Raw genomic sequence first — 11,633 nt, 5'->3', positions numbered from 1 at the left:
TTGTCACTGTCTTCATCCAAATAATCCTGCTCGTCCTCACCGTCCGTGTTCACTGGGTCAAGGCCATCGGGATAGGCAGAGTTCAATCCGTCGTTCTCCGCATAGGTCGCCGCATCGTCATCGTTGGGAGCTACATAACCATCAGTGGTCTGGGCCTCTACATTGTCAGGGATCCCGTCATTGTCGGAATCGATGTCCAAATGGTTCGGGTAACCGTCACCGTCACTGTCCAATGGATTCGTCAATGGATCATTGTCGTTATCCAGGTTTGGATCTTCCGTTGTATCCAAAATTCCGTCGTTATCGTCATCTAGGTCCGTAACATCAGGTACCCCGTCACCATCGGTGTCAGTGCATATGTATGGCATAACATACATAGTAATTAAACTAGAAGCCGTTGAAGTAGTGTAAAACTCTATTTCAGAAATAGGAGACTCAGACTCCCATTCAACATTAATTTCAGGATGATTGTCATAAACAGTCGTATTCTGCACATAATAATCGTTTCCATCATTAAAAGGTAAAATACCAGAACTTAAAGTTCCAACGAAATTATATTTCACATTATCCAATGCTATAATACCATCTCTAGCACCAGCAAGTATCCCAGAAGAATGATGTGCCTTTACCATTACCGGAACAGACCCTTTTATTTTAAAAACAATCGGAGAATCCAATATCGTTCTAAAAAAACCATTAGAATCGGAACTGGCTCCCTCCACACTAATTAAAACACTACCTAATGGCAATCCCCATTTACTACTTAAGTCAACATCAACAGCACATAAACTACCATCACTAACGTTTTTTTGAAAACCAAAATCAGTTGCTTTAAGAATACTGGAAGACATAAGAGTACATCCATTGTCTATTGTATTTTCATACTCATCACCCCTGATATCCAAAGTACCGACTATATCGGAATCTAAATTATCCTTTTTTGTGTTAGATGACATAACATCAAAAGACGATAGCCCAACTAATAGGAAGAGTATTAAAACCAGCTTAATACCATTCAATACCTGATTTTTAAAATATAAAAAAGTAAAAATTTCCATAAGCGTCAGTAATTGATTACTAATCACCATGGCAAAAAGCTGTTAAGTGTATAAGAGATGGGATTCTATTATAAGCTCTGCAAGATATATTTAAAATTTTGATGGACAAATAGATTATAACACATTAATATCAAAATTCTGTCAACAACTAATATTATCGACCAAGTGCAAATTGGGATATATTCAATTGCCTGTTTATCGATGATTACCAACATTTTATGATTTATTGCCACAATAAAACGTTTTGAACATTTAAATAATTAAATAACGGAGTTACAATAATTCAATACTATTTCATCAAGCTAAAAAGAAGAACCGAATGAGGCCAAACATCTAACTGAAAAGAGGCATTCAAAAGAGTCTTATTCCTTAATTTTCCTTTATTTTTGCCGAAAATAAGAACATGGGGTTTACAAATCAAATTGAGCGACGACGCACCTTCGGTATTATTTCGCATCCAGATGCGGGCAAGACAACTTTAACCGAAAAATTGCTTTTATTCGGTGGAGCCATACAAGAAGCCGGAGCTGTCAAGAACAACAAGATCAAAAAAACAGCTACCAGCGACTTCATGGAAATTGAGCGACAAAGAGGTATATCTGTTGCCACATCTGTTTTGGCTTTTATTTATCGTGATAAAAAAATAAATATTCTTGACACCCCTGGCCACAAAGACTTCGCTGAAGATACCTTTAGGACACTGACTGCAGTAGATAGCGTAATTGTAGTGGTCGATGTAGCCAAAGGTGTTGAAGAACAAACAGTTAAACTCGTAGAAGTATGTAGAATGCGAAACATACCTATGATCGTTTTCATTAACAAATTAGACCGGGAAGGTAAAGATGCATTTGATCTATTGGATGATTTGGAACAAAAACTAGGACTATCGGTAACGCCATTAAGCTTTCCTATTGGAATGGGTTATGATTTCAAAGGCATCTACAATATATATGAAAAGAACATCAATCTCTTTAGTGGCGACAGCAAGAAGAATATAGAGGATACGATAGCTTTCGACGATATAAACAATCCGGAATTAGAAACGATCATCGGTGAGAACGCTGCTCAAAATTTAAGGGATAATCTGGAACTGGTACACGGTGTATACGCCCCATTCAATAAAGATAGCTACCTAAATGGGGAACAACAACCCGTTTTTTTCGGCTCAGCCCTAAATAATTTCGGGGTTCGCGAACTACTTGATTGCTTCATAGAAATTGCACCCTCCCCACGTCCGAAAAAAGCGGAAGAACGAATTGTAGAACCAAAGGAAAAGGAACTAACAGGCTTTGTATTTAAAATACATGCCAATATGGACCCTAAGCATCGTGACCGACTAGCATTCATAAAAATCGTTTCGGGAACTTTTGAGCGGAACAAACCTTATCTACACGTACGTCAAGGAAAAAAGCTTAAATTTTCAAGCCCTAACGCATTTTTTGCAGAAAAAAAAGAAATTGTAGACATTTCATATCCTGGTGATATTGTAGGTCTGCATGACACGGGTAATTTTAAGATCGGTGACACCTTAACAGAAGGTGAAGAACTACATTACAAAGGTATCCCCAGTTTTTCTCCTGAACATTTTCGTTACATCAACAATGCAGATCCTATGAAATCCAAACAATTAGGAAAGGGGATCGATCAACTAATGGATGAGGGTGTTGCTCAATTATTTACCCTGGAAATGAACGGAAGAAAAGTTATCGGCACTGTTGGGGCACTTCAATTCGAAGTAATCCAATATCGCCTGGAACATGAGTATGGCGCTAAATGTAGCTATGAAAACTTCCCAGTACACAAGGCCTGTTGGGTTGACCCACAAGACCCAAAAAACAATGAATTCAAGGAATTCAAAAGGGTTAAACAAAAATTCTTGGCAAAAGACAAGCAAGGCCAATTGGTATTCCTTGCCGATTCACAGTTCTCGCTACAAATGACCCAACAAAAGTACCCTTCGGTAAAATTACATTTCACCTCTGAGTTCAAGTAAAAAACCAAAATTGTTATTAAAAGAAAAAACCCATGAAAAAATTCATGGGTTTTTTTATTTGATCAAGCTTCTCCCGATGGACCGAAATTAATCGGAATGGGAGGCTGTTCATAATCCTTGATGGTGCCGTGTGCTTTTTCGAACCGACTCACATTCTCTCCTAAAGCCTTCAAAAACTTTTTGGCATGTTGTGGTGTCAATACGATCCTGCTTTTAACCTTGGCCTTAGGAGCCCCAGGCATCATACTGATAAAGTCTACTACAAATTCAGAAACCGAATGATTGATAATCGCTAAATTGGAATACGTTCCATCAGCCATCTTCTCATCCAACTCAATATTGATCTGCTTTTGTTTTTGTTCTTTATCACTCATAGGTCAAGATTAAAATTTCAACGCTTCCTTACGAGCCATGATCTCATCATACTCTTCTTTGGAACCAACAATGATATTTTCATAGTCACGCATACCGGTACCTGCAGGAATTTTATGTCCTACAATAACATTTTCCTTCAAACCTTCAAGTGTATCCACTTTACCGCTAACAGCAGCTTCATTCAACACTTTAGTAGTTTCCTGGAATGATGCTGCAGAGATGAATGATTTCGTCTGTAATGAAGCTCTTGTGATACCCTGTAAAATAGGTGTCGCGGTAGCCGCTACGGCATCCCTTGCTTCAACCAACGCTTTATCTGCTCTTTTCAGGATTGAATTTTCATCCCTTAATTCACGTGCCGTAATGATTTGACCCGCTCTTAAGTTTTCAGAATCTCCGGCTTCAGCAACTACTTTTTTACCGAATATTTCATCATTTTCAGTAATAAAGTCAGACTTATGCACCAATTGGTTTTCCAAGAAAATGGTATCTCCTGGATCTTGAATACGCACTTTTCTCATCATTTGACGAACGACGACTTCAAAATGTTTGTCATTGATCTTCACACCTTGTAATCGATATACCTCTTGTACTTCATTTACCAAATACTGCTGCACAGCTGAAGGGCCTTTTATTGCAAGAATATCTTCTGGCGTAATGGAACCATCTGAAAGTGGCATACCGGCACGTACATAATCGTTTTCCTGAACCAAAATCTGATTGGATAATTTCACCAAATATTTCTTTACTTCACCCAATTTGGATTCAATAATAATCTCCCTATTACCTCGCTTTATCTTACCGAAAGAAACTACACCGTCTATCTCTGACACTACTGCCGGATTTGATGGATTTCTAGCTTCAAAAAGTTCCGTAACCCTAGGAAGACCACCTGTAATATCACCTGCTTTAGCAGATTTACGCGGTATTTTCACCAAAATCTTACCTTCCTTGATCTTATCTCCATCATCTACCATAAGGTGAGAACCGACCGGTAAGTTGTAAGAACGTAATACCTCGTCCTTGTTGTTCATGATCAACAAAGTAGGGATGAGTTTTTTGTTCCTTGATTCAGAAATTACTTTCTCTTGGAAACCGGTCTGCTCATCAATTTCTACTTGATAAGTAACACCTTGCTCAATGTTCTCGTAAGCAATTTTTCCAGGGAATTCCGAAACGATAACACCGTTGTACGGATCCCATTGACAAATAACATCACCACTCTTTATCTTTGCACCGTTCTTAATGAACAATTGAGAACCATAAGGAATGTTATTGGTACTTAAAGTAATGCCTGTCTTAGCATCAACAATCTTGATTTCAGAAGTCCTTGATATTACAATATCTGCAATATTACCTTCTCCATCTTCACCTTTTACGATTCTTAAATCCTCAATTTCAGCAACACCTTCGAACTTAGCTGTTAACTTATTGTCCTCCGAAATGTTACCTGCAATACCCCCAACGTGGAAGGTACGTAATGTCAACTGAGTTCCTGGCTCCCCAATGGATTGTGCAGCAACAACACCTACAGCTTCTCCTTTTTGGACCATTTTATTCGTTGAAAGGTTTCTACCATAACATTTGGCACAAATACCTTTTTCGGCTTCGCAAGTCAATGCAGAACGCACTTCGATCTTTTCGATTGGGGATGCTTCTACCTTTTTGACATCTTCTTCCATGATTTGTTGTCCCGCTTCTAAAAGAAGTTCATCATTCAATGGATTATACACATCATGAAGGGAAACCCTACCTAGGATTCTTTCACCTAATGTTTCTACTATTTCCTCATTTTTCTTCAATGGCTCTACTTCAATACCTCGTAGTGTTCCACAATCTTCGGTATTGATAATAACGTCTTGTGAAACATCTACCAAACGACGAGTCAAGTAACCAGCATCCGCAGTTTTCAAAGCTGTATCCGCAAGTCCTTTACGTGCACCGTGCGTAGATATAAAGTATTCCAAAATCGATAAACCTTCCTTAAAGTTGGAAAGAATCGGGTTTTCGATAATTTCACCGCCACCAGCAGTCGATTTTTTAGGCTTGGCCATAAGACCACGCATACCGGTCAACTGACGTATCTGCTCTTTAGAACCCCTTGCACCAGAATCCAACATCATATACACCGAGTTGAAACCTTGCTGATCCTCACGGATACGTTTCATGGCCAATTCGGTCAACATTGCATTGGTAGAAGTCCAAACATCAATAACCTGATTATAACGTTCGTTATTGGTAATAAGACCCATATTATAGTTGGCCATAATACCATCTACCTGAACATTGGCCTCCGCGATCATCGTATGTTTTTCGGGTGGTATAATAATATCACCCAAACTGAAGGACAATCCTCCTTTAAAGGCGAACTCGTACCCCATTGTTTTAATCTTATCCAAGAAATCAGCTGTAGTAGGAACATCCGTTACAGCAAGGATTCCACCGATAATATCCCTCAATGATTTTTTGTTCAATACCTCATTGATATAACCTGCTTGTTGAGGCACGTTCATGTTGAACAACACCCTACCTACGGTTGTCGGGATGATTTGGTAAACCAACTCTCCTTCTTCATTGAAATCCTTAGCGCGAACTTTAATACCAGCATTAAGGTTAACCATTCCTTCATTAAAGGCAATCTCAACCTCTTCCGAAGAATAGAAAGTCAAACCTTCACCTTTAATTGGCACTTCGGGAGTAGACTTACGTTCTTTGGTCATATAATACAGACCCAAAACCATATCCTGGGAAGGTACTGTTATAGGTGAACCATTAGCCGGGTTCAGGATATTCTGAGATGCCAACATCAATAGTTGAGCTTCCAAAATAGCCTCTGGCCCTAATGGTAAGTGAACCGCCATTTGATCCCCATCAAAATCCGCATTAAATGCAGTACATGCCAATGGGTGTAAACGAATAGCCTTACCTTCTATTAGTTTTGGTTGGAATGCTTGAATACCTAAACGGTGTAATGTAGGAGCCCTGTTCAATAAAACTGGGTGACCTTTCAATACATTCTCCAAAATATCCCAAACAACAGGTTCTTTCTTATCTATTATCTTCTTGGCAGATTTAACCGTCTTAACTATTCCCCTTTCAATCAATTTACGGATTACAAAAGGTTTGTAAAGTTCGGCTGCCATATCTTTTGGAAGACCACATTCATATAAATGTAATTCAGGTCCTACAACAATCACGGAACGAGCTGAATAATCAACACGTTTACCCAAAAGGTTTTGACGGAAACGTCCTTGCTTACCTTTTAATGAATCCGATAGGGATTTCAAAGGTCTGTTAGACTCCGTTTTAACCGCAGATGCTTTTCTTGTGTTATCGAATAAAGAATCGACAGCCTCTTGAAGCATACGTTTCTCATTTCTTAGAATCACCTCTGGGGCTTTAATCTCTACCAATCGTTTTAGACGATTGTTCCTTATAATCACCCTTCTATAAAGGTCATTTAAATCGGAAGTAGCAAAACGACCACCATCCAATGGTACCAAAGGACGTAATTCAGGTGGAATTACCGGAATGACCTTCATGATCATCCATTCCGGTCTATTTTCCCTATTCTCTTGAGATTCCCTTAATGCTTCAACAACCTGAAGTCTTTTTAAGGCCTCAGTTTTACGTTGTTTAGAAGTTTCTGTATTGGCCTTATGCCTTAATTCGTATGATAATTCCTTAAGATCTATTCGAGCCAAAAGATCTATAAGACACTCAGCTCCCATTTTAGCTATAAACTTATTGGGGTCAGTATCTTCTAAATATTGGTTTTCTTGTGGAATGGATTCAAGGATGTTCAAATATTCCTCTTCGGTCAAGAAGTCCATTTTATTAACCTCTTCCCCTTCAGGTCCTTTTGCGATACCCGGTTGTATTACTACATAACGTTCGTAGTAAATGATCATATCCAATTTCTTGGAAGGTAACCCCAAAAGGTAACCAATCTTGTTCGGCAAAGAACGGAAGTACCAAATATGGGCGACGGGAACAACTAAATTAATATGTCCTACCCTATCTCTTCGTACTTTTTTCTCGGTAACCTCGACCCCACAACGGTCACAAACAATACCGCGGTAACGGATTCTCTTATATTTCCCGCAAGCACATTCATAATCCTTAACAGGACCGAAAATACGCTCACAGAAAAGACCATCACGTTCCGGTTTATGTGTTCTGTAGTTTATGGTCTCAGGTTTTAAAACTTCACCCCTTGACTCTGCCAAAATAGCTTCTGGAGAGGCCAATCCGATTGAAATCTTATTAAACCTTTTAACTGGGTTATTATCTTTTATTCTAGCCATAATTAATGGTGATACTAAATTAAATGTGTTCTAAAATCCTTTCTAAAATAGATTTATCTATTCCTCCAATCTAATGTCCAAACCTAATCCCTTAAGTTCGTGCATCAATACATTGAAAGATTCTGGTAAACCAGGCTCTGGCATAGTTTCTCCTTTGACAATTGATTCATAGGTTTTGGCCCTACCAATTACATCATCGGATTTAACCGTAAGTATTTCACGCAACGTTGCCGATGCGCCATATGCTTCTAGTGCCCAAACTTCCATTTCTCCAAAACGCTGACCTCCAAATTGTGCTTTACCACCTAATGGCTGTTGTGTGATCAAAGAGTATGGCCCTATTGAACGAGCGTGCATTTTATCATCTACCATATGACCTAATTTCAACATATAGATTACCCCTACAGTAGCAGGTTGGTCAAAACGTTGACCAGTACCACCATCGTGAAGGTAAGTATGTCCGAATCTAGGTATACCGGCTTCATCTGTATATGCATTGATTTCATCTAAAGTAGCACCATCAAAAATCGGTGTTGCATATTTTCTGCCTAATTTAAGACCTGCCCAACCAAGAACGGTTTCATAGATCTGACCAATATTCATACGCGATGGCACCCCTAATGGGTTCAAAACTATATCAACCGGTGTACCGTCTTCCAAGAAAGGCATATCTTCCTGACGAACGATTCTCGAAACGATACCCTTGTTACCGTGACGACCTGCCATTTTATCACCAACTTTAAGCTTACGCTTTTTAGCTATATAGACCTTGGCCAATTTCATGATACCCGCTGGTAATTCATCACCAACAGAGATTGTGAACTTGTCCCTTCTCAAGTTACCTTGAAGGTCATTAAGCTTGATCTTGTAATTATGTAATAAATCGGCCACCAAAACATTCGTATCTGCATCCGTAGTCCATGTACCTGCAACTAAATGCGCAAAATCATCTACGGAGTTCAACATTTTCATGGTGTATTTCTTGCCTTTCGGAAGAACCTCCTCCCCAAGATCATTCAATACACCTTGCGATGTTTTCCCGTTGATCAAAGTGAATAATTTCTCTACAAGAACATCCTTCAGTTGTTGGAATTTTACTTCATATTCCAATTCCAAGTTTGAAATCGCTTCTTTATCCTCAGAGCGCTTGCGCTTGTCCTTAATAGATCTAGAGAATAATTTCTTGTCGATTACAACCCCTCTTAATGATGGGGACGCTTTCAAAGAAGCATCTTTTACATCACCTGCTTTGTCACCGAAAATGGCACGAAGTAATTTTTCTTCCGGAGTTGGATCCGATTCCCCTTTCGGAGTAATCTTACCTATTAGGATATCACCTGGTTTCACTTCAGCACCGATACGGATCATACCGTTTTCATCAAGGTCTTTAGTAGCCTCTTCAGAAACATTAGGAATATCGTGGGTCAATTCCTCAGCCCCTAACTTGGTATCCCTAACTTCCAATGAATATTCATCAACATGAATGGATGTAAAGATATCTTCACGAACAACTTTTTCAGAAATTACGATCGCATCCTCAAAGTTATATCCTTTCCAAGGCATAAAGGCTACGGTAAGGTTTCTACCTAATGCCAATTCACCTTTTTCAGTTGCATACCCTTCACAAAGAACCTGTCCCTTTTTAACCTTATCACCTCTTTGAACAATAGGTTTTAGGTTAATACTGGTACCTTGGTTTGTTTTTCTGAACTTTACCAAGTTATAGGTTTTTTCATCTTCATCGAAACTAATCAACCTCTCTGTATCTGTTCTTTCGTATTTTATAGTGATCTTCTGAGAATCTACATATACGATAGTACCGTCACCTTCTGCATTTATCAATACCCTTGAATCGGAAGCAACCTGTCTTTCCAAACCTGTACCTACAATCGGTGATTGTGGTTTCAATAACGGAACTGCCTGACGCATCATGTTCGACCCCATCAAAGCCCTGTTCGCATCATCATGCTCCAAGAAAGGAATCAAAGATGCGGAAATAGAGGCAATCTGGTTTGGCGCAACATCTGTATAATTTATCTCTTTGGGATCTACAACAGGGAAATCACCTTCTTCCCTTGCAATAACCTTTTCAGCATCTATAGCACCGTCTTCTTTTAACGGAATGTTCGCTTGAGCGATTTTCATCCCTTCTTCTTCCTCGGCACTTAGATATCTATATTCATTAATATCAACAGTAGCATCGGTTACTTTTCGATACGGTGTTTCTAAAAAGCCCATTGGATTAACCTTGGCAAAAACCGCCAAAGAAGATATTAGTCCAATATTCGGACCTTCTGGAGTTTCTATAGGACATAATCTTCCGTAGTGCGTATAGTGAACATCACGTACCTCGAAACCTGCCCTTTCCCTAGAAAGACCACCTGGACCTAATGCGGACAATCTTCGCTTGTGCGTTATTTCGGCCAATGGATTTGTTTGATCCATGAACTGAGACAACTGGTTCGTTCCAAAGAATGAGTTGATAACGGAAGACAATGTCTTGGCGTTGATCAAATCGATAGGCGTGAACACCTCATTGTCACGAACATTCATTCGCTCACGAATGGTCCTGGCCATACGAGCCAAACCAACACCGAATTGAGAGGACAATTGCTCACCTACGGTACGTACACGACGATTGGAAAGGTGGTCAATATCATCGATCTCTGCTTTAGAATTGATCAACTCTATCAAATATTTGATAATCGTTATGATATCTTCCTTGGTCAAGACCTGCTTGTCCATTCCAATATCCAACTGTAATTTTTTATTCATTCTGTAACGCCCAACTTCACCTAAGTTGTAACGTTGATCAGAGAAGAACAATTTGTCAATTATACCACGTGCCGTTTCCTCATCGGGCGGTTCGGCATTACGCAATTGACGGTATATATGTTCTACAGCTTCTTTTTCAGAGTTTGTAGGATCTTTTTGTAAGGTATTATGGATTATGGCATAATCAGATTGTGCATTATTCTCTTTATGCAAAAGAATGGTCTTAACATCTGTTTCCAAAATCTCTTCTATATGGTCTTTTTCTAAAACCGTATCACGATCTAGGATAATCTCATTTCTTTCAATAGATACAACTTCACCGGTATCTTCATCCACGAAATCTTCATGCCAAGTATTCAAGACCCTTGCGGCCAACTTACGACCCAAGACCTTTTTAAGTCCGGCTTTTGATACTTTCACCTCTTCGGAAAGATCGAATATTTCAAGAATATCCTTATCACTTTCGAATCCGATGGCCCTGAACAATGTTGTTACAGGTAATTTTTTCTTTCTATCGATATAGGCATACATAACACCATTGATATCGGTAGCAAACTCTATCCAAGATCCTTTAAAAGGAATAACCCTTGCAGAGTATAATTTTGTTCCATTAGCATGGAACGATTGCCCAAAGAATACACCAGGAGAACGGTGTAACTGAGAAACAACCACACGTTCCGCCCCATTGATAACGAAAGTACCACTAGGTGTCATATAAGGAATAGTACCTAGATAAACATCCTGTACGATAGTTTCAAAATCCTCATGTTCGGGATCGGTACAATATAATTTTAACCTAGCCTTTAATGGTACGCTATAAGTTAGCCCACGCTCTATACATTCTTGGATTGAATATCTTGGTGGATCTATGAAATAATCGAGAAATTCCAACACAAACTGATTTCTTGTGTCTGTAATTGGAAAGTTTTCCATGAAGGTATTGTATAATCCTTCATTGCCCCTTTGATCAGATTTAGTTTCAAGTTGAAAGAAATCTTGAAATGATTTAATCTGAATGTCCAAGAAATCCGGATATTCCGGTGTGTTCTTAGCGGATGCAAAATTTATTCTCTCAGTCTGATTTGTGAACATCTATGGACAAAATTTTGATCGTGAATACTAACG

4 protein-coding genes and 1 pseudogene are annotated in these 11,633 nt (G+C 39.0%); 1 reads left to right on the top strand and 4 read right to left on the bottom strand.

The features are described 5' to 3' along the window. Positions 1-1,019 (bottom strand): annotated as a pseudogene (locus GJ691_RS19745) (hypothetical protein); the annotation flags it as partial. 442 nt (positions 1,020-1,461) lie between these two features. Between GJ691_RS19745 and GJ691_RS14040 the strand changes: the two are divergent. Beyond that, positions 1,462-3,051, top strand: a complete 1,590-nt coding sequence (locus tag GJ691_RS14040) for a peptide chain release factor 3 (protein ID WP_154367962.1) — start codon at positions 1,462-1,464, stop codon at positions 3,049-3,051. A 62-nt stretch (positions 3,052-3,113) separates the two neighbouring features. On the opposite strand, the gene GJ691_RS14035 is transcribed toward GJ691_RS14040, so the two are convergent. From GJ691_RS14035 to rpoB, 3 genes are read right to left on the bottom strand one after another with little or no spacing between them, the layout of a single operon-like run. Further along, positions 3,114-3,425 carry a DUF3467 domain-containing protein gene (locus tag GJ691_RS14035; RefSeq protein WP_154367960.1) on the bottom strand — a complete coding sequence of 104 codons (312 nt, stop codon included), beginning with the start codon at positions 3,423-3,425 and terminating at the stop codon, positions 3,114-3,116. A 9-nt stretch (positions 3,426-3,434) separates the two neighbouring features. Further along, a complete protein-coding gene (rpoC, locus tag GJ691_RS14030) occupies positions 3,435-7,733 on the bottom strand; it encodes a DNA-directed RNA polymerase subunit beta' (protein WP_154367958.1) in 4,299 nt (1,432 codons plus the stop codon). A gap of 57 nt (positions 7,734-7,790) precedes the next feature. Next, positions 7,791-11,600, bottom strand: coding sequence for a DNA-directed RNA polymerase subunit beta (gene rpoB / locus GJ691_RS14025; protein WP_154367956.1), 3,810 nt, complete (start codon positions 11,598-11,600; stop codon positions 7,791-7,793). Between the last annotated feature and the right edge of the window lie 33 nt (positions 11,601-11,633).

The sequence above is a fragment of the Maribacter luteus genome (assembly GCF_009674825.1).
Lineage (GTDB): Bacteria > Bacteroidota > Bacteroidia > Flavobacteriales > Flavobacteriaceae > Maribacter_A > Maribacter_A luteus.
Note: the sequence above shows the minus strand (reverse complement) of the source record. Positions and strands in the feature narration are given on the sequence as shown.

Excerpts from the sequence above, each read along its gene's own strand:
- GJ691_RS14040 (WP_154367962.1), top strand. The coding sequence starts at position 1,462 with ATGGGGTTTACAAATCAAATTGAGCGACGACGCACCTTCGGTATTATT.
- GJ691_RS14035 (WP_154367960.1), bottom strand. The coding sequence starts at position 3,425 with ATGAGTGATAAAGAACAAAAACAAAAGCAGATCAATATTGAGTTGGAT.
- rpoC (WP_154367958.1), bottom strand. The coding sequence starts at position 7,733 with ATGGCTAGAATAAAAGATAATAACCCAGTTAAAAGGTTTAATAAGATT.
- rpoB (WP_154367956.1), bottom strand. The coding sequence starts at position 11,600 with ATGTTCACAAATCAGACTGAGAGAATAAATTTTGCATCCGCTAAGAAC.